This window comes from Mesorhizobium sp. M0293 (assembly GCF_040321735.1).
In the GTDB taxonomy this organism is placed as follows: Bacteria; Pseudomonadota; Alphaproteobacteria; order Rhizobiales; family Rhizobiaceae; genus Mesorhizobium.
The window spans coordinates 1-19,264 of record NZ_JAMYSA010000017.1; the positions used below are offsets into that span (position 1 = coordinate 1).

A 19,264-nucleotide genomic window follows, 5' to 3' on the forward strand; every position below is an offset into this window, starting at 1 on the left:
GGCAAAGCCGGCCGAGATGCCCGCGGTCATCTGCCACGAGATCAACGCGACATCGCGCTCCGCCTTGGCGGATGGCATCCTGACAATGGTGATCTCCACGCCGCTGGCAGCGCTGTGCCGCGAACTGGTCGACCTGATGGCGCACGCCATCGAGACGGGTGCCGCCAACGCGCCCGGCCAGACCTTCCTGCCGTTCGATATTTATTTGCCGGAGAACATTTAGGGCTCTGACGTTCCAGACTGGTGCAGAGGTCTGTGAGATGTCGGCGGGACAGCACCCCCCTCTGGCCTGCCGGCCATCTCCCCCGCAAGGAGGGAGATTGGCAGCTTCGGCGCTCCGCACACTCTTGCAACGGAGGAGATTGGCAAAAGCCGGGATGACAGCCGATCTCCCCCCTTGCGGGGGAGATGTCCGGCAGGACAGAGGGCGGTGGGAAGGATCGCGACAGAACGGCTTCATTCTATGCCACCGCATTCTTCGGTAGCGGTCACGGCACGGATCCAGGTCTGCGTCTCGTTTCGCGTTCGCTCCTTCCGCGGCAAGCGCCCCTCATCCGAAAATCGCGCATCCGGTTTTGGAATCTCCTTGACGCCTCAAGGCAAAATGGAATAAATATTTCACCAACTGTGTATTTTGGTTCTTTCGTTCCGGAACATCTGTTTCAAACAGAGGGCTTGGCGTTCCAGCAAACGGCAAGGCGTCACCCGGAACAGAAACGACAGCAGGGAGAGATTCCCCGGGGAGATCGGGGATTCCGGATAAATCGGTGAAACCGGACACCAGCATGTGGAGGAGAAAGACAATGAAGAAACTGATTTTGGGCGTCGCTTTCGCGGCGCTGATGAGTTCATCCGCTTTTGCCGCCAAGGTCGGCGTGTCGATGGCCAAGTTCGACGACAACTTCCTGACCGTGCTGCGCAACGGCATGATCGAGCAGGCCAAGGGCATGGATGGCGTCGAGCTGCAGGTCGAGGACGCGCAGAACGACGTCGCCAAGCAGCTCGACCAGATCAAGAATTTCGCCGCGTCGGGCGTCGACGCCATCATCGTCAACCCGGTCGACACCTCGGCCACGCAGGCGATGTCGGATGCAGCCGCCGCAGCCAAGATTCCGCTGGTTTACGTCAATCGCGAGCCGGTCAATGTCGACACACTGCCCGACAACCAGGCCTTCGTCGCCTCGAACGAGGCCGATTCCGGCACGCTCGAGACCAAGGAAGTCTGCCGCCTGTTCACGGAAGCCGGCAAGAAGGAAGCCAATGTCTATGTGATCATGGGCGAGCTCTCCAACCAGGCCGCCGTGCAGCGCACCAAGGATATCGAAGAGGTAATCGCCACGCCGGATTGCAGCTTCATCAAGATCATCGACAAGCAGACGTCGAACTGGAATCGCGACGAGGCGCAGAATCTGATGACCAACTGGCTGTCGACCGGCAAGCCATTCGATGGCGTCATCGCCAACAATGACGAAAGCGCCATCGGTGCCATCCAGGCGATGAAGGCCGCCAACATCGACATGAAGACGGTCGTGGTCGGCGGCGTCGATGCCACCCAGGACGCGCTTGCCGCCATGCAGGCGGGCGACCTCGACGCAACCGTGTTCCAGGATGCGGCCGGCCAGGGCGCCGGTGCGCTGGATGCGGCGCTTAAGCTCTCCAAGGGCGAGAAGGTCGAACACAAGGTCTACGTCCCCTTCCAGCTGGTGACGCCGGCGAACATCGACAAGTTCCTGAAGAAGAACTGAGCCGCACGCACACGGAGCGGCGCTCTCACAGCGCCGCTCCTCTTTCCCTCAGCGCCGGCAAGGCAGCAAGGGACGACCGCGGCTGACGGAGGATAGAAGATTGGCACAGACATCTCATGGCGTCGGCGGGGTCAGCTATGACGCGAAGAAGCGCACATGGCCGGCCGAATTCAATGTTTTCCTGGCGCTCATCATCCTCGTCGTCATCTTCGAATTGATCGGCCGCGTCTTTCTTGGCGACAGCTTCCTGTTCAACACCCGCAGCGACGTCAGCGCGATCTTCAACGAGGCACGGCTACAGATCATCATCCTGCAGGTGTCGATCGTCGGCATCATCGCCATCGGCGTGACGCAAGTGATCATCACCGGCGGCATCGACCTGTCCTCGGGTTCGATCGTCGGCGCGACCGCGATGATCGCCATGAGTTTTGCCCAGGTGGCGACCGTCAACGGCAATCCCAACCCCAAGGCGATGTTCCTGGCGCAAGGCTGGACCGATCTGCCCGTGATCGTGCCGGTGCTGGTCGCGATCGGCTGCGGCCTGCTGGCCGGCCTGGTCAACGGTGCCTTGATCGCCTACACGCGCATTCCGCCTTTCATCGCCACGCTCGGCATGATGGTGACCGCGCGCGGCATCGCCAAATGGTGGTCCAAGGGCCAGCCGATCTCGTTTCCCACCGAGGGTTTCGCGGCCATCGGCAAAGGCCTGATGCCCGTCATCATCTTCCTGTCGCTGGCGGTGCTGTTCCAGCTGATCATGACCTACACCAGGTACGGCAAGCATTGCTACGCGATCGGCTCCAACGAGGACGCCGCGCGCATGTCCGGCATCAAGATCGCCAACCACAAGATCCTCGTCTACGTCATCGCCGGTGTGCTTGCAGCACTTGCCGCCGTGGTATTGAGTTCCAAGAACCTGACCGCACAGTCCGGCATGGGCGTGATGTATGAACTCGACGCCATCGCCATGGCGGTCATCGGTGGCGTCTCGCTGTCAGGCGGCCGGGGCTCGATCATCGGCACGGTGATCGGCTCGCTGATCTTCGGCGTCATCATCTCCGGCTTCACCTTCCTGCGCCTCGACGCCTACTACCAGGAGATGGTCAAGGGCGTGATCATCGTCGGTGCGGTGGTTCTCGACCAGTGGCGCCAACGCCTGCGGGCAATGAGGGCATGATCATGTCAGACATCGTCCTGAAGACCGAAAACCTGACCAAGCGCTATGGCGGCGTGCACGCGCTCGAAGGCGCTAACTTCGAACTACGCAAGGGCGAGCATGTCGCCATCATGGGCGACAACGGCGCCGGCAAGTCGACCTTCGTGCGCCAGATCACCGGTGTCGAGCAGCGCACCAGCGGTCAGATCTGGTTCGACGGCAAGGAAGTGAACTTTACTGGTCCGATCGAGGCACGCGAGGCGGGCATCGAAACCGTGTTCCAGAACCTTGCGCTGGCCGACGATCTCGACGTGCCGTCGAATCTGTTCCTCGGCCGCGAAAAGGTGCTGTTCAATCTCGGCCCGTTCTCGATCCTCGACCGCAAATACATGCGCAAGGCGACCGAGGCGGCACTTGTCCGCACGGCGGTGAAGATCCCCAATCTGTCCAACACCATCCGCCACATGTCGGGCGGCCAGCGCCAGTGCGTGGCAATCGCCCGGACGGCGACCTTTGCCTCCAAGCTGATCATCATGGACGAGCCTACCGCCGCCCTTGGCGTGCAGGAGACGGCGCAGGTCGAAAACATCGTCCGCACGCTGAAGGACAATGGCGAGCCGCTGATCCTGATCAGCCACAACATGCGCCAGGTGTTCGACCTTTGCGACCGCATCGTCGTGTTCCGGCGCGGCCGCATCGTCGCCAATCTGCGCAAGGAGAACACCGACGGAAACGATATCGTCTCCTACATCACCGGCGCCAAGACCGGCGAGGCGGAACTCGCGGCCTAAACAGGGTAATCACCCTGTTTTTGGGGCGATATGCGTGCTTGAAATAACCTCGCCACCTTCCTCCTAAGGAAGGTGCGGACACAACTCTCTCTAACCCATCCCCCTAGAGGAAATACTCATGACTGTTCGCTTCGCCCTCCTCGGTGCCGGCCGCATCGGCAAGGTCCACGCCCGCGCCGTCGGCTCCAATCCGCAGGCCAAACTGGTTGCTGTCGCCGATGCGTTCGAGAAGGCGGCAACTGAACTGGCGAGCGCCTATGGTGCCGAAGTTCGCAGCATCGACGCCATCGAGAAATCCGGGGATATCGATGCCGTCGTCATCTGCACGCCGACTGACACCCATGCCGATCTGATCGAGCGCTTCGCCAAGGCAGGCAAGGCGATCTTCTGCGAGAAGCCGATCGATCTCAACGTCAAGCGCGTCGAGAAGTGCCTGGCCGTGGTCGAGAAGACCAAGGCGACGCTGATGGTCGGGTTCAACAGGCGCTTCGACCCGCATTTCGCCGCCGTGCGCAAGGCTATCGACGACGGCGCTATCGGCACCGTCGAGATGGTCACCATCACATCGCGCGATCCGGGTGCACCGCCGATCGACTACATCAAGCGCTCGGGCGGCATTTTTCGCGACATGACCATCCACGATTTCGACATGGCGCGCTTCCTGCTCGGCGAAGAGCCGGTGGCGGTCAGCGCCCATGCCTCGGTGCTGGTCGACAAGAAGATCGGCGCGGCCGGCGATTTCGACTCGGTCAGCGTCATCCTCGAAACCGCATCCGGCAAGCAGGCCGTCATCTCCAATTCGCGCCGCGCCACCTATGGCTACGACCAGCGCATCGAGGTGCACGGCTCGAAAGGCATGATCGCGGCCGAGAACCAGCGCCCGGTGTCGATCGAACTGGCCAACGAGAAGGGCTACACCCGCCCGCCGCTGCATGACTTCTTCATGACGCGCTATCTCGACGCCTATGCCAATGAAATCGCTGCCTTCATCGCAGCGGCGACGTCGGGCAAGAAGGCGGCACCAAGCGGCGCGGATGGTCTCGTGGCCCTGAAGCTGGCGGATGCGGCGCTGAAGTCGGCGACCACAGGCAAGACCGTTCGCTTGGACACGGCAAAGTAAGATATCCAGACAGGAGCAGAGCGATGAGCGCATTAGCCGATCGCAATTCAAAAACGCGCGCCATCGTCACCGGCGGTGCGCAAGGCATCGGCTTCGCCGTCGCCGAAGCGCTGGCCGACGAAGGCTGCCGGGCGCTGGCGCTCATCGGCCGCTCGCAGGAGAAGGGCGACAAAGCCGTTGCCCATTTCAGGAAATTGGGTGTCGACGCGATTTTCATCAGCGCCGACGTCTCTGATGTGGCCGACTGCAAGCGTGCGGTCGCCACCGCGATCTCGCATTTCGGCACCATCAACGCGCTGGTAAACGCCGCCGCGACGTCGGCGCGCGGCTCGCTGGTCGAAACGAGCGAAGAGCTTTTCGACCAGATCTTCGACACCAATGTGCGTGGGCCGTTTTTCCTGATGCAGGGCGTGGTGGCGCATCTGCTGGAGAAAAAAGCACCCGGCTCGATCGTCAACGTGTTGTCCATGTCGGCGCATTGCGGCCAGTCGTTCCTGACGGCCTATTCCACCAGCAAGGGCGCGCTGATGACGCTGACCAAGAATGTCGCCAATGCGCATCGACACAATCGCATCCGCAGCAACGCGGTGCTGCCCGGCTGGATGGACACCGAGGGCGAAGACATCGTCCAGAAGAAATGGCACGACGCGCCGGACGACTGGCTGGCAAAGGCCGAAGCCGCGCAGCCGATGGGCCAGTTGGTCAAGCCGGACCAGCTTGCCCGCCTGATCAGCTACATGGTGAGCCCGCAGTCGGGTGTGATGACCGGATCGCTGGTCGACTACGACCAGAGCATCGCCGGGTCGTCTCCGGAATAGCAGCAGGCAAGTCCAGCGGAAACGCCCAACACTTCGTCATCCACGGGCGGAGCAAGGAGCTTCGCTCCTGCTTCGCCCAGGGATGACGGAGTCGAGAGGCTTCGACCCATCCCCAATTGGCTACCATCGGTCAGCCCCCCGCGCCCTGTTGCCGCCGCATCGCCATTCCCATATAGTCAAGATAGTCAGACTGGTCATGGAGGTCGCAATGCTGTCTGCACCCAAAGAGAATACCAACTGGACGGTCGCCGGGGCAAAAGCCCGGCTCTCTGAGGTTATCGAGCGCGCGCAGTCTTCGCCGCAGACGATCACCAGAAACGGCAAACCAAGCGTGGTTGTCGTCTCGGCCGAGGAATGGCAGCGGAAGACCGCGCGCAAGGGTACGCTTTCGGAGTTCCTGTTGGAGTCGCCGCTGCGCGGCGCCGATCTCGACCTGGAGCGTCAGCGCGACGAACCGCGCGATCTGCCGCTGTGAGGCTGCTGCTCGACATGAATGTCCTGTCCGAGGTGACAAGGCCGGCGCCGGACGCACGCGTTCTGGACTGGCTGGACAGGCTCGATGAGGACCGCTCATTCATCAGCGTCGTGTCGATCGCCGAGATCCGGCGTGGCGTCGCCCTAATGGATGAGGGCCGGAAACGTGAGGCACTGGCCGAGTGGCTCGCTCGGGACCTGCCGCAGCGCTTCGAGCAGAGGGTCCTTCCGGTGGATGAACCAGTTGCCTTGGCCTGGGGCGACCTGATGGGCTTTGCGAAGCGCCACGGTCGCGGCCTGTCGTCGATGGACGGCCTGATCGCAGCCACGGCGATTGCGCGGGAACTCACCTTGGCAACGCGCAACACGAAGGATTTCGAAGGCTTTGGGATTGGACTCTTCGATCCCTGGACTGAATGAGCCGCTCGGTGCAGCATGTCTAGAAAGCCGGCTGAGACAGGAGGGTGCGTTTGCTTTCATATCGCTTACTGAAAAATCACGCCGGCATTCTACTGGTTGGTGACTATACATCTCTTCAATGGCTCCACACGGTCGTGCATGAGGTCAATGACCGATCGCCGCTTATTAAGGACAGGGAAGGCCTGTTCTTAAATCTAGCCTACGATGTCCGGAAGGCCTACGAACGCCAACGCGAGATTCTACACCCGCCCTCAGATCATGAGGAAATGGGCATCCGTTATGGTGTCCAGGCGCTGTGGCCCGTTATTCTTCTTCAGCAAAGGATGCTGAGGGTATCGCTGGCGTATCTCGAACACACCGCAAAAACCCAGGCCATTGTCTATGCTCTGGAAGCCGTAATCGAGGAGGCTCTCAAGGAGGATTTCGCAGCGCTTGGCGCTGAAGCAGTCGCGCATTGGCAGCGGCTGGATCCAGCATACCGCAATGTTTTCGATGGTCTCTGGAGCCGTACCGCAATTTTCTGCTCATGGTCAAAATCCGAGCGGAGGCGGCATTTTCTGGACCTACTATCCAGTTTCGAACCCCTGTACGAAACCCTCTACACATACCGCCTTCAACGTGGCGAGAAGAATCTTCTGTCACCTGGAGACCTTCTGGAGTGGGATAACGTCGAATGGCCTGATCCGCGCTGGTAGGCCAATCAAGCACGTGACAAGCGCTTCCGCTTCGACTATATGAGCCGCATGATCAACCTGACCGCCACGTATTGGTACTTTAGGAGCTCGCTGGCGGCGGGAGGATTGCGCTCGATCTGAAGATTGCAGCAACAAGATCCAAACAGCCGCCATACCTGGCGGCTTTTTTGTTTCAGCCGGCAGGTTCCCCAAACAGGAGCAGAAAGCCGTGTTGACCACCACAGATGATCTTCGGGTCAAGGAAATCAGGGAATTGAGTACGCCGGACCAGGTGATGCGGGAAATACCGCGCACGCTGACGGCGACGCGCACCGTCAGCGCTTCACGTAACGCCATCCACGCTATCTTGAACGGCACCGACGATCGGCTGCTGGTCGTCGTCGGCCCGTGTTCTATCCACGATCCGGTCGCCGCCGTGGACTATGCCAGCCGTCTGGCGGCGCTGCGCGAGAGCCTGTCGGACCGGCTGGAGATCGTGATGCGGGTCTATTTCGAAAAGCCGCGCACGACGGTCGGCTGGAAAGGCCTGATCAACGATCCCGACCTCGACGGCAGCTTCAACATCGACAAGGGACTGCGGATGGCGCGCAACGTGCTCTCCGCCGTCAACAATCTCGGCCTGCCGGCGGCGACCGAATTCCTCGACATGACCACGCCGCAATACATTGCCGACCTCGTTGCCTGGGGCGCGATCGGCGCGCGCACCACCGAGAGCCAGATCCACCGCGAGCTTGCCTCCGGCCTGTCCTGCCCGGTCGGCTTCAAGAACGGCACCGACGGCAATCTGCGGATCGCCGCCGAGGCCGTCAAATCCGCCGCCCAGCCGCATCATTTCATGGCGGTGACCAAGGGCGGGCGCAGCGGCATTGCGACGACCACCGGCAATGAGGACTGCCACGTCATCCTGCGCGGCGGCGTTGCGCCGAATTATGACGCGGCCAGCGTCGAGGCCGCCTCAGTGGAGCTTGCCCGCATCGGTGTCGCGCCCCGTTTGATGATCGATGTCAGCCACGCCAATTCAGCCAAGAAGCCCGAGAACCAGCCCAAGGTGGCGGCCGATGTCGCGGGTCAGGTCGCGGCGGGGGACGAGCGCATAATCGGCGTGATGATCGAGAGCAATCTCGTCGCCGGCCGGCAGGATGTCGTGCCCGGCAAGCCGCTGGTCTATGGCCAGAGCATCACCGATGGCTGCATCGACTGGGCGACCACCGAGACGGTGCTGCACGGCCTTGCCCGCGCCGTCGAGTGGCGCCGTTCAGCGCGCCGCGCCATGATCGACAGCCGCCAGGGGGCTGCCTGAGCCACTATTGCCGGCCTTTGCCCGGCACGGACCCCCACCCCTAACCCCTCCCCACAAGGGGGAGGGAGACTCCAGTCGGCGCTGACAACGGCAAACTGCCGACGTTTCAGGCGCCAAAAGGATCGAATTGGAGTGCGCGGCAGCGTTCCCTCCCCCTTGTGGGGAGGGTTAGGGTGGGGTCCTCTTCGCAAGAAATCCATATCCTACCCTGCTCTCAGTCCTTCCCATGCCGTGAATACCGAGACCGCAACCAGCAGCAGTCCGGCCGCTCGGCCGGCAAAGGCGGTCGCCCGGGGGTTGGCGACCAGGAGATTTCGGCTGCGGCCGGCAGTGATGGCGAGCCCGCCATAGACGGCAAATTGCATGGCGATCGTCATCAATCCCATGATGGAAGCCTGCATCCAGATCGGACCGTAGGCCGGCTTCAGAAATTGCGGATAGACCGCGAAGACGAAGAGATAGGCCTTCGGATTGATCAGGCAGATCACCAGCCCCTGGCGAAACGCCTTCCATGCCGAGCGGCTGCCGGCTGGCCCCTCGTCGCCAACCTTGATCGAGCTGCGCATCAGCGTCAGGCCGATAAAAGCCATGTAGGCGGCGCCGGCAATCAGCAGCGGATTGTAGAGAATCGGCACGAAATGCATCAGCAGCCCGACGCCGAGCGCGCCGTTCAGCGTATGCACCATGCCGCCCAGCATAATGCCGCCGGTCGCGGCAAGTCCCCTGTTGCCGCCACCGGTCAGTGCATTGGCAAGCACGAACAGCATATCCATGCCGGGCACGATGATGATGCCGAAGAGGAGGAGACAGAAGAGCCAGAGATTTCCCGCGTAGTCCATGTCAGTTGCCCGTCGCCTCGCCCGGCCAGGCCGCAGCGGAATGTATTGATTCTCAATTCGATAGGCGCTCCTATAGGTCAGCCCAACTGACGATGGTGTGTCAGTTGCGATCGGAATCCGGGTGAAAAATGCGCAAGGCGTCACGCCTGTTCGAGATTATCCAGATCGTGCGGCTGGCGCGGCAGCCGGTGACGGCGGCAACGATTGCCGGGCGGCTGGAAGTGACGGTGCGCTCGATCTACCGCGACATCGCAGCACTGCAGGCGATGCGCGTGCCGATCGAGGGCGGGCGTGGCATCGGCTATATACTGCGCCCCGGCTTCGACCTGCCGCCGCTGATGTTTTCGATCGAGGAGATGGAGGCGATCGTGTTGTCACTGGCGCTGCTGGAGCGCACCGGGGACAGCGAGCTCAAGCAGGCGGCCAAGCGCGTCAGCGCCAAGATCGCCGGTGCGGTGCCGCCGCCCTTGCGCCAGGCGTTCGACGCCAATGCGCTGCATGCATGGGGATTTGCCGCACCCTCGACCGGTGCGATCGATCTGGCGCTGGTGCGTCGCGCCATCCGCGACGAGGAAAAGCTCGACCTCTCCTATCGCGACGAAATGGGCCGCGCCTCCGAGCGACTCGTCCGCCCGATCGCCCTGATATACTACGCCGAAACCGCCAATATCGTCGCCTGGTGCGAGCTGCGCCAGGCGATCCGCAATTTCCGCAGCGACCGGATCGAAGATTGCCAGGCGACGGGACTACGGTTCAAGGGCGAGGGCGACCGGTTGCGGCAGGTCTGGGTCAACGGCTGGGAGACTCCGGCCGCCGGCGGCTGAGGTGACCGCAGATACTTGGCGTGGTGCTTACCTTGGCAGGTCGCATGCCTTGGGGATTGGTCGAAACGCCCGTTGCTTCGTCATCCTGGGGCGAAGCGTCAGGGAGGCGTCGGCCAATCGCGAATGTCTGCGACGGGTCACCAAATGAATGGTGAAATCTTGTCTGCCGAGAGTCGGCAACCTACCCCGTCTCGACGAACTACGTGGCTCTACCGCACATCGACCCAGCGCTTTTCCTCGAAGGAGCGCGCCATCGCGTGCACCGTGCGCTCGATCTCCAGCCCTTCGGCAAATTCGATGAGCCGCGCCGGTTTGCCGGCAAGCCGCGTCAGCAGTTCGTGACATTCGATGATCTTGAGATCGTTGAAGCCGAGGCCATGGCCCGGCGCCGGAACGAAGAGGTCATAGGGCTTGTGGTGCGGCGCCACCAAGATGGTGCGGTAGCCCTGTTCGGTCGGGCGGTCGGCGGTGAGATAGAGCTGGAATTCGTTCGATCGTTCCTGGTCGAACAGGATCGACCCCTTCGAGCCGAAGATCTGGACGGCAATACGGCCCTTGCGGCCCCAGGCCGAGCGGTTCACAAGCAGCGTGCCGGCAATGCCGTTCTCCAGATGCATGAGCACGCTGGCGATGTCGTAGGTCTCGACCGCGCGACGGCCGCCACTGGCCACCTTGCGGTCGGCATAGGGCTTGGCCATGTCGCAGATGACGCTGGCGACGCGGCCAAACAGGGCGGAAACCAGCGACAGCGGGTGCACGGCGAAATCGTCGAGCGCGCCGTAGCCGGAAGCGGCTTCGTGCTTCCAGAAAAACAGCGCCTCGGGATCGGCCATGAAATCCTCATCCATCTCGATGCGCAGATGGTTGACCTCGCCGATGATCTTCTCATCGAGCAGCGCGCCGATGTGACGGATCGCCGGGCTCTGGATGTAGTTGTAACCAAGGGCCGCGACCTTGCCGGACTTTTTCGCCGCGGCCGCCATCGCTTCGGCCTCAGTGAAGCTTGGCGCCATCGGCTTTTCGCACCACAGATGCTTGCCCGCCTCGAGGATGGCGATGGCCATTTCCGGATGGAACTGGTTGGGCGTGGTCAGCGAGACGATATCGACCTCCGGGTCGTTGACGACGGCGCGCCAGTCGCCGGACGCCTTGGCGAAGCCGAACTCGCCCGCCTTGCGCCTGGCGAGGTCCTCGTTGACCTCGCCGAGATGGACAAGCCGTGGCTTGGCGACATCGGGAAAGACGGCGCCGACGGCACTCCATGCGATGGCGTGACATTTGCCCATGAAACCCGTGCCGATGAGACCGACGCCGACCATTTCCGTTTCTCCACTGCCTGAAGCGTTGCGTGGATGAATTAGTCCATTTTATCTTGGAATGGAACGTCTGCCTCATTTTTTATGGCGTTCTTGCGCAGGTTCACTATGATGAGGCACAGAGGGACGCTTCACGCATGAGCTTGGACAGGGCGACGATGGACGAACGGGTACCTCGCGACTTCGAGACGCTGCGCGCAACGATCCTCGATCGGCGCGAAAGCCTGCCGAAGCGCATCGCCCAGATCGCCGCCTATGCGCTCGACAATCCCGACGACATTGCCTTCGGCACCGCCGCCAGCATCGCCGCTTCGGCCGGCGTGCAGCCTTCGACCTTGATCCGTTTTGCCCAGCAGCTCGGCTTCGACGGTTTCACCAGCCTGCAGCAGGTGTTTCGCGAGCGGCTGCGCGAGCGCAACTCATCCTATGATGAAAGGCTGCAAGCCTTGCGCGCCAAGGCCGAGGGCGCCGCCGGCCACCGGGCGATCTTCGACGGCTTCGTCGCCGCCGCCTCCACCTCGCTCAACGACATCTCACGCACGCTGGACGACACGCATCTGGAAGATGCGATTTCGTTGCTGGCGAAGGCCGAGACCATCTATGTGCTGGCCAAGCGCCGCTCCTATCCGGTGGCGTCCTACATCGCCTATGCGCTGGGCAAGCTGAAGATCCGCAACCAGCTGATCGAATCAGCCGCCGGCCTGAATGCCGAGATGATCGCCTTCGCCACGCCGGCGGACGCCGTCATCGCCATCTCATTCTCGCCCTATGCGCCGGCCACCATCGAAGAGGCGCGCAGCATTTCGGAACAGGGCGTGCCGATCGTCGCCATCACCGACAGCTCGTTTTCGCCGCTCGCCCAGTTCGCCAAGGTCTGGTTCGAGGTTGCCGAGGCCGATTTTGCCGGCTTCCGCTCGCTATCGGCAACGATGGCGCTGGCCATGGCGCTGACCGTCGGCGTCGGCGAGAAGCGACGCGACACAGGCCGCAAGCGCAAAATTTAGAGGACCTCTACAGACGCCTCGCCTGCCGCCAAAAGCTGGGCTGCGTCGCGCGCGGGCGGCGATCCGAACTGGCGGGCATACTCCCGGCTGAACTGGGAAGCGCTCTCGTAGCCGACGGCGAAGGCGACGCTTGCAACATTGCCTGGCTGGGCAGCCAGCAGTTGGCGCGCCTCCAGCAGCCGGATCTGTTTCTGATACTGGATCGGGCTCATGGCCGTCGCCGCCTTGAAGTGGCGGTAGAATGCAGCGTTGCTCATATGGGCGATTTCGGCCAGATCGCTGACCCGGACCGGCTGATGGCAATGTGCGCGGATCCAGGCGATCGCCTGGCCAATCCGGGACAGATGGCCGTCGGCGCGCGCAAGCTGGCGAAGCTTTGCGCCCTGGGGGCCTTGCAGCAGCCGAAACAGCATCTCGCGTTCGAGCATGGCCGACAGCACGGGAATCTCCCCTGGCCGGTCGAGCAGCCGCATTATTCGCCGCAATGCGTCGAGCAGGTCTTCATTGACGGGCGAGGTGGAGAAACTGTCGCCGCCGAGCGCCGGTTCGTGCTCGACGAGGAGGGCGGCGACGGCCTGCAGGTCGAGGGCGAAGCCGATTGCCAGGTAGGGATGCTTGGCGCTCGCTTCGACCAACTGGCTGATGGTGGGTGTGTCGACTGTGTAGATGAAATAGCTGGCGGGATTGTAGCGAAGGGTCCGGTCTCCGATCAGAACCGTTTTCGCGCCCTGCAGCACAAACAGGATTCCCGACCCCCATACCCCCGCCATCGGCGCCGTGGCGACTTCGCTGCGGCCGATCGAAACGCGGGGGATCGCCGTTGTCGTTCGTCGCCCGCGCGCATGACGGCCGGCGATTTCGATCAGCTCCTGCAATGCCTCGCTCATGATGTCAGCTTCGCGCATCCACGGGGGCCGCGCAACCCATATGAGAGGATTAGGCAAGAGCCGGAGAGTTTTCGGCGCGCGGCGTTTCCTACAGGGCGTCATCTCTTGGTCTTCGACAGGAAGAGATGGAGAACCCAAATGACGAGATCGAAAACCGCTGTGGTGACGGGTGCCAACAAGGGCATCGGCCACGAAATCGCCCGACGGCTGGCGACGATGGGCTTCAAGGTGTGGCTTGGCGCCAGGAATGCCGAACGTGGCATGGCGGCAGCGCAGGAATTGCGCGCCGAAGGTCTGGACGTGCAATGGCTCGAGCTGGATGTCACACAGGACGAAAGCGTGGCGGCTGCGGCCAAGACTGTCGGGACGGAAAGCCCTTGTCTCGACGTGCTGGTGAACAATGCCGGCATCGCCATCAACTACGAGCTGCCGCCGAGCCAGCAGCATCTTGCCGATGTCAGGGCCACCTATGACGTCAATGTCTTCGGACCGATCCGCGTGACCCAAGCCTTCCTGCCGCTGCTGCTTGCAGCGCCGGCCGCCCGCATCGTGATGGTGAGCAGTTCCACGGGATCCATTGGGCGCGCGCTCGATTCCGGGACGCCGAACCAATCGGTCAACCTGATGGGTTATGGCAGTTCCAAGACGGCCCTGAATGCCATCACCGTCGCCTTCGCCCGCGAACTCGCGCCACAAGGCATCAAGGTCAATGCAGCGGCGCCCGGCTATACCGCCACCGACCTGAATGGATTTAGAGAGGCCACCGCACCGTGCAGCAGGCGGCCGAGATCGTCATACGCTTGGCGACCTTGGACGCCGATGGTCCGAACGCCGGGTACTTCAACGACGATGGCCCGCTTCCGTGGTGAACTGGGCAGACCCGCCAAAATCTCTTCCCGCACGCGACGGCCTAATGGTACTTTTCACGGAAGGAATGCTCATTCCATATTGACTATGGATTGGAATTATTATTTCATATTCCCGGCGCCACGCTGCCGCTCGCGCGTGTACCCCAAAACAACAAGGCCGACGGGAGGTTCCAATGAGCGAAGCCGTGGACGCGAAACAGGCGCCGCTCGACGTCATCACCATCGGTCGCGCTTCCGTCGACCTTTACGGCCAGCAGATCGGCTCGCGGCTGGAGGACATCACCTCGTTCGCCAAGTCGGTCGGCGGCTGCCCGGCCAACATTTCGGTCGGGACGGCCAGGCTCGGCCTGCGTTCTGCGCTGTTGACCCGCGTCGGCGACGAGCAGATGGGCCGCTTCATCCGCGAGCAGCTCAAACGTGAAGGCGTCAACGTCGACGGGCTGAAGACCGACAAGGAGCGGCTGACGGCGCTGGTGCTGCTGTCGGTCGAGGACGAAGGCGTCTCGCCGATGATCTTCTACCGCTCGGACTGCGCCGACATGGCGCTGGCGCCGGAAGACATCGACGAGGCCTTCGTCGCCTCGGCGCGGGCGATCGTCGTCACCGGCACGCATTTTTCCCGGCCCAACAGCGACGCCGCCCAGCGCAAGGCGATCCGCATCATGAAGGCCAAGGGCGGCAAGGTGGTGTTCGACATCGACTACCGGCCCAATCTCTGGGGTCTTGCCGGTCATGCCGAAGGCTTTGAGCGCTATGTCAAATCGGACCGTGTCTCGGCCCAGCTGAAGACGGTGCTGCCCGATTGCGACCTCATTGTCGGCACCGAGGAAGAGATCATGATCGCGTCGGGCGCCGATGATTGCCTGAGCGCGCTGAAGACGATCCGCTCGCTATCGTCCGCCACCATCGTCCTGAAGCGTGGCGCCATGGGCTGCATCGTCTATGACGGACCTATCAGCGACGATCTCGAGGACGGCGTCGTCGGCAAGGGGTTCCCGATCGAGATCTACAATGTGCTCGGCGCCGGCGACGCGTTCATGTCCGGCTTCCTGCGCGGCTGGCTGGGTGGCGAAGACCATGCGACGGCGGCGACCTGGGCCAATGCCTGCGGCGCCTTCGCCGTGTCGCGGCTGCTCTGCGCGCCGGAATATCCGACCTTCGAGGAGCTGCAGTTCTTCCTCAAGCATGGCAGCAAGCATCTGGCCCTGCGCAAGGACGAGGCGATCAACCACATCCATTGGGCGACGACGCGCCGGCGCGACATTCCCTCGCTGATGGCGCTCGCCTGCGACCACCGTGTGCAGCTCGAGGATGTGGCGGCGAAGGCCGGCGCCAATCCGGCGCGGATCGAAGAATTCAAGGTGCTGGCGGTCAAGGCCGCGGCGAAGGTCGCCGCCGGACGCGACGGCTACGGCATGTTGATCGACGAAAAACATGGCCGCAAGGCGATGTTCGAATTCGCCCGCCATCCCTTCGCCTGGCTCGGCCGGCCGGTGGAGCTGCCGGGCTCGCGGCCGCTGCGCTTCGAATTCTCGCAGGACATCGGCTCGCAGCTCACCGAATGGCCTGTCGATCACTGCATCAAGTGCCTGTGCTTCTATCATCCCGACGATCCGGCGGCGCTCAAGGAAGAGCAGCAGCAGAAGCTGCGCGCGCTGTTCGAAGGCGCGCGGAAAGTAGGCAGAGAACTTCTCATCGAGATCATTGCCGGCAAGCATGGCAAGCTCGACGATACGACGATCCCGCGCGCGCTGGAGGAACTCTATGGGCTCGGCATCAAGCCGGACTGGTGGAAGCTCGAGCCGCAGGCGTCGAGCGGCGCCTGGGCCAAGATCGAAGCGGTGATCCTGAAGCACGATCCCTGGTGCCGCGGCGTCGTGCTGCTTGGGCTGGAAGCGCCGCAGGACGAACTGGAAGCGGCATTCGCCGCCACCGCCAAGGCGCCCATCGTCAAGGGTTTTGCCGTCGGTCGCACCATCTTCGTCCACGCTGCCGAACAATGGCTGGCCGGCAAGATGTCGGATGAAGAAGCTATCGCCGACATGGCGCAGCGCTTCGAACAGTTGACCGAAGCGTGGCTTGCCGCGCGCGGCCGCAAAGCGGCATAAGAAGCGCGGCACAACGACTGCGGAGGAGACACCATGAGCAAGACAATCCGCCTGACGATGGCGCAGGCGCTGACCCGTTTTCTCAGTAGGCAGATGACCGAGATCGACGGCAACAAGGTCCCGATCTTCGGCGGGGTCTGGGCGATCTTCGGCCACGGCAACGTCGCCGGCATAGGCGAGGCGCTTTATCAGGTGCGCGACGAACTGCCGACCTTCCGCGCCCACAATGAGCAGGCGATGGCGCATGCTGCGATCGCCTACGCCAAGGCCAACTTCCGCCGTCGCTTCATGGCCGCGACCTCTTCGATCGGTCCTGGTGCGCTCAACATGGTGACGGCCGCGGCGCTCGCCCATGTAAACAGGTTGCCCGTCCTGTTTCTGCCCGGCGATGTCTTCGCCAACCGCATTCCGGACCCGGTGCTGCAGCAGGCCGAGGATTTCTCCGACGGCACGGCGACGGTCAATGACTGTTTCCGCCCGGTGTCGCGCTATTTCGACCGCATCACCCGGCCGGAGCAGATCATCCCGGCGCTCAGCCGCGCCATGACTGTGCTGACCGATCCGGCCGAGTGTGGGCCGGTGACGCTGTCGCTGTGCCAAGACGTGCAGGCCGAGGCCTATGACTATCCCGAGAGCTTCTTTGCCGAGCGGGTCTGGTACCAGCGCCGGCCGCGGCCGGACCGCCATGAGCTTGCGGCTGCTGTCGCCGCGCTCAAGGGCGCAAAAAAGCCGCTGGTGATCGCCGGCGGCGGCGTCCTCTATTCCCAGGCTTCGGACGAGCTGGCGAAATTCGTGGCGAGCGCCGGCATTCCGGTCTGCGAGACGCAAGGCGGCAAATCCTCGCTCCCGGACGAGCATCCGCTCAACATGGCGGCGGTCGGCGTCACCGGCACCTCGGCCGCCAACAGGCTGGCCGAAGAAGCCGATGTCGTGCTGGCCATCGGCACGCGCCTGCAGGATTTCACCACCGGCTCGTGGGCGCTGTTCAAGAACTCCGGCAAGACCATCATCGGGCTCAACGTGCAGCCCTTCGACGCCGGCAAGCACCGCGCGCTGCCGCTGGTCACTGACGCGGCCGAGGGTCTGGCCGAACTGGGTGCGGCGCTTAAAGGTTGGAAGGCGCCGGCGACCTGGACCGATAATGCGGCCACCGGCAAGAAGGCCTGGCAAGCCGAGGCCGCCAAGGTGACGGCGTCGACCAATGCCGCCTCCCCGTCCGATGCGCAGGTGATCGGCGCCGTGCAGCGCGCGATGGGCTCCGGCGTGACGCTGCTGCATGCCGCCGGCGGTCTGCCGGGCGAGTTGCACAAGCTTTGGCAGGCTGGCGCGCCCGGCTCCTACCACGCCGAATACGGCTTCTCGACCATGGGCTACGAGATTGCCGGCGGGCTGGGCGCCAAGATGGCGAAGCCCAAGGAAGAGGTCGTCGTCATGATCGGCGACGGCTCGTATCTGATGCTGAATTCGGAGATCGCCACCTCGGTGATGCTCGGCCTCAAGCTCACCATCGTGCTGCTCGACAACCGCGGCTATGGCTGCATCAACCGGCTGCAGATGGCGACCGGCGGCGCCAACTTCAACAACCTCCTGAAGGACTCGCGCCACGAGGTGCTGCCCGATATCGACTTCGCCGCGCATGCGGCGAGCCTGGGGGCGATTGCCGAAAAGGTGCCGTCGGTCGCCGGATTGGAAAACGCGCTGGAAAAGGCCAAGAAGAACAACCGCACCACCGTTTTGGTCATCGACACCGATCCGCTTGCCTCCACCGATGCCGGCGGCCATTGGTGGGATGTGGCGGTGCCGGAAGTATCGGCCCGGCCGCAGGTGAACGCGGCGCGCAAGACCTATGACGAGAAGCGGCAGATCCAGACAATCGGCGATTGAATTTTTGCGCCGCCAAGCCCTACCTCCCCCTTGTGGGGAGGGTGAACAAGAAACCGGAGTGACGACTTGAAAGCCAAACTGGGCATGTCCCCCATTGCGTGGTGGAACGACGATCTTGCGGAACTCAGCGATGACGTGTCGCTGGAGGAGTGTTTGCGCCAATCGCGTTCGGCCGGCTTCACCGGCATGGAAATGGGCCGGCGTTTTCCCAACGACCCCGATGTCATGCTGCCGATCCTCAAGGCAGCCGACGTGACCCTGTGCGGCGGCTGGTTCTCCGGCACACTGGTCGACGGGGAGATGGCCGACAACAAGGACCGCATCCAGCCGATGATCGACCTGTTCAAGGCGGTGAACGCGCCTTGCATCGTCTATGGCGAGGTCGGCCGCTCCATCCAGGGCGACCGCTCAAAGCCGCTGGCGACCAAGCCGAAGCTGTCGGATGACGAGATGAAGGCCTATGCCAGGCGGCTCACCGAATTTGGCGAATGGTGTGCCGAGCAAGGCATGCCGCTCTCCTACCACCACCATATGGCGGCAGTGGTCGAGACGGAGCCGGAACTCGATGCCTTCATGCGCCATTCCGGAGCCGGCATTCCGCTGCTGCTCGATGCCGGCCATCTGGCCTTTGCCGGCGGCGACGTGCTGCGCGCCATCGACAGCCATCACAAGCGCATCAGCCATGTTCATGTGAAGGACGTGCGCATGGGCGTGATCGACAAGCTTGACCGCACCAAGCAGTCCTTCCTCGATGCCGTGGCGCTGGGCGCCTTCACCGTGCCCGGCGACGGTTCGCTGGATTTCGGCGCCATCGTGCAACGGTTCGCGGACCATGGCTACGAGGGCTGGTTCGTGGTCGAGGCCGAGCAGGACCCGAAGAAGAACCCGCCGCTCAGGATGGCGCAAGTCGGCTACAAGGAATTGATGCGCGTCATGACCGCCGCCGGCTACACGGTCGAGACGCAAGGCTTTCCCAATGTCTGATCAAGGGAGCCTGATGCGATGGGTTCCCGG

General features: G+C 63.0%; 17 protein-coding genes and 2 pseudogenes. 16 read left to right on the forward strand and 3 right to left on the reverse strand.

Going from position 1 to position 19,264, the window contains the following annotated elements:
• From NKJ06_RS09145 to NKJ06_RS09190, 10 genes and pseudogenes are all read left to right on the forward strand, one after another.
• A pseudogene (locus tag NKJ06_RS09145) lies at nt 1-223 on the forward strand (LacI family transcriptional regulator); the annotation flags it as partial.
• Between the two features lie 580 nt (nt 224-803).
• Nucleotides 804-1,745: a sugar ABC transporter substrate-binding protein gene (locus NKJ06_RS09150; protein WP_352630598.1), complete on the forward strand. Its 942-nt coding sequence runs from the start codon at nt 804-806 to the stop codon at nt 1,743-1,745.
• 100 nt (nt 1,746-1,845) lie between these two features.
• Entirely contained in the window at nt 1,846-2,922 is a 1,077-nt protein-coding gene (locus tag NKJ06_RS09155; RefSeq protein ID WP_352630596.1) for an ABC transporter permease, read from the forward strand.
• A gap of 2 nt (nt 2,923-2,924) precedes the next feature.
• Nucleotides 2,925-3,692 carry an ATP-binding cassette domain-containing protein gene (locus NKJ06_RS09160; protein ID WP_023761106.1) on the forward strand — a complete coding sequence of 256 codons (768 nt, stop codon included), beginning with the start codon at nt 2,925-2,927 and terminating at the stop codon, nt 3,690-3,692.
• Nucleotides 3,693-3,810: 118 nt separating this feature from the next.
• On the forward strand, nt 3,811-4,812 hold the full coding sequence (gene iolG / locus NKJ06_RS09165) for an inositol 2-dehydrogenase (RefSeq protein WP_352630594.1): 1,002 nt from the start codon (nt 3,811-3,813) through the stop codon (nt 4,810-4,812).
• A gap of 23 nt (nt 4,813-4,835) precedes the next feature.
• Nucleotides 4,836-5,630 carry an SDR family oxidoreductase gene (locus NKJ06_RS09170; protein ID WP_352630593.1) on the forward strand — a complete coding sequence of 265 codons (795 nt, stop codon included), beginning with the start codon at nt 4,836-4,838 and terminating at the stop codon, nt 5,628-5,630.
• Nucleotides 5,631-5,838: 208 nt separating this feature from the next.
• Nucleotides 5,839-6,105 carry a type II toxin-antitoxin system Phd/YefM family antitoxin gene (locus tag NKJ06_RS09175; protein WP_352630592.1) on the forward strand — a complete coding sequence of 89 codons (267 nt, stop codon included), beginning with the start codon at nt 5,839-5,841 and terminating at the stop codon, nt 6,103-6,105.
• Nucleotides 6,102-6,524 carry a type II toxin-antitoxin system VapC family toxin gene (locus NKJ06_RS09180; RefSeq protein WP_352630591.1) on the forward strand — a complete coding sequence of 141 codons (423 nt, stop codon included), beginning with the start codon at nt 6,102-6,104 and terminating at the stop codon, nt 6,522-6,524. Before NKJ06_RS09175 ends, NKJ06_RS09180 begins: the two co-directional genes overlap by 4 nt.
• Nucleotides 6,525-6,568: 44 nt before the next feature.
• A complete protein-coding gene (locus NKJ06_RS09185; protein WP_352809668.1) occupies nt 6,569-7,219 on the forward strand; it encodes a DUF6904 family protein in 651 nt (216 codons plus the stop codon).
• Between the two features lie 208 nt (nt 7,220-7,427).
• Nucleotides 7,428-8,519 carry a 3-deoxy-7-phosphoheptulonate synthase gene (locus NKJ06_RS09190; RefSeq protein ID WP_352630588.1) on the forward strand — a complete coding sequence of 364 codons (1,092 nt, stop codon included), beginning with the start codon at nt 7,428-7,430 and terminating at the stop codon, nt 8,517-8,519.
• A 203-nt stretch (nt 8,520-8,722) separates the two neighbouring features.
• Here the strand turns inward: NKJ06_RS09190 and NKJ06_RS09195 are convergent, their stop codons facing one another.
• A complete protein-coding gene (locus NKJ06_RS09195; protein ID WP_352630587.1) occupies nt 8,723-9,358 on the reverse strand; it encodes a LysE family translocator in 636 nt (211 codons plus the stop codon).
• Between the two features lie 128 nt (nt 9,359-9,486).
• On the opposite strand from NKJ06_RS09195, the gene NKJ06_RS09200 reads away from it, so the two are divergent.
• The gene (locus NKJ06_RS09200; RefSeq protein WP_352630585.1) at nt 9,487-10,182 is read left to right on the forward strand and encodes a helix-turn-helix transcriptional regulator; all 696 of its coding nucleotides are present in this window, start codon (nt 9,487-9,489) and stop codon (nt 10,180-10,182) included.
• A 209-nt stretch (nt 10,183-10,391) separates the two neighbouring features.
• Here the strand turns inward: NKJ06_RS09200 and NKJ06_RS09205 are convergent, their stop codons facing one another.
• Complete coding sequence (locus NKJ06_RS09205; RefSeq protein ID WP_352630583.1) at nt 10,392-11,501, reverse strand: Gfo/Idh/MocA family protein; 1,110 nt, start codon at nt 11,499-11,501, stop codon at nt 10,392-10,394.
• Nucleotides 11,502-11,656: 155 nt separating this feature from the next.
• On the opposite strand from NKJ06_RS09205, the gene NKJ06_RS09210 reads away from it, so the two are divergent.
• A complete protein-coding gene (locus NKJ06_RS09210; RefSeq protein ID WP_352630711.1) occupies nt 11,657-12,502 on the forward strand; it encodes a MurR/RpiR family transcriptional regulator in 846 nt (281 codons plus the stop codon).
• Here the strand turns inward: NKJ06_RS09210 and NKJ06_RS09215 are convergent.
• Nucleotides 12,499-13,491, reverse strand: a complete 993-nt coding sequence (locus NKJ06_RS09215; RefSeq protein WP_352809689.1) for an AraC family transcriptional regulator — start codon at nt 13,489-13,491, stop codon at nt 12,499-12,501. The genes NKJ06_RS09210 and NKJ06_RS09215 overlap by 4 nt on opposite strands.
• Nucleotides 13,492-13,527: 36 nt before the next feature.
• On the opposite strand from NKJ06_RS09215, the pseudogene NKJ06_RS09220 reads away from it, so the two are divergent.
• The 4 genes and pseudogenes from NKJ06_RS09220 to iolE all read left to right on the forward strand — a co-directional run bounded on the left by NKJ06_RS09220 (nt 13,528) and on the right by iolE (nt 19,234).
• A pseudogene (locus NKJ06_RS09220) lies at nt 13,528-14,258 on the forward strand (SDR family oxidoreductase).
• Between the two features lie 173 nt (nt 14,259-14,431).
• Entirely contained in the window at nt 14,432-16,366 is a 1,935-nt protein-coding gene (locus tag NKJ06_RS09225; RefSeq protein ID WP_352630581.1) for a bifunctional 5-dehydro-2-deoxygluconokinase/5-dehydro-2-deoxyphosphogluconate aldolase, read from the forward strand.
• A gap of 33 nt (nt 16,367-16,399) precedes the next feature.
• On the forward strand, nt 16,400-18,250 hold the full coding sequence (gene iolD, locus NKJ06_RS09230; protein ID WP_352809669.1) for a 3D-(3,5/4)-trihydroxycyclohexane-1,2-dione acylhydrolase (decyclizing): 1,851 nt from the start codon (nt 16,400-16,402) through the stop codon (nt 18,248-18,250).
• 66 nt (nt 18,251-18,316) lie between these two features.
• Nucleotides 18,317-19,234 carry a myo-inosose-2 dehydratase gene (gene iolE, locus NKJ06_RS09235; RefSeq protein ID WP_352630576.1) on the forward strand — a complete coding sequence of 306 codons (918 nt, stop codon included), beginning with the start codon at nt 18,317-18,319 and terminating at the stop codon, nt 19,232-19,234.
• Nucleotides 19,235-19,264 lie beyond the last annotated feature (30 nt).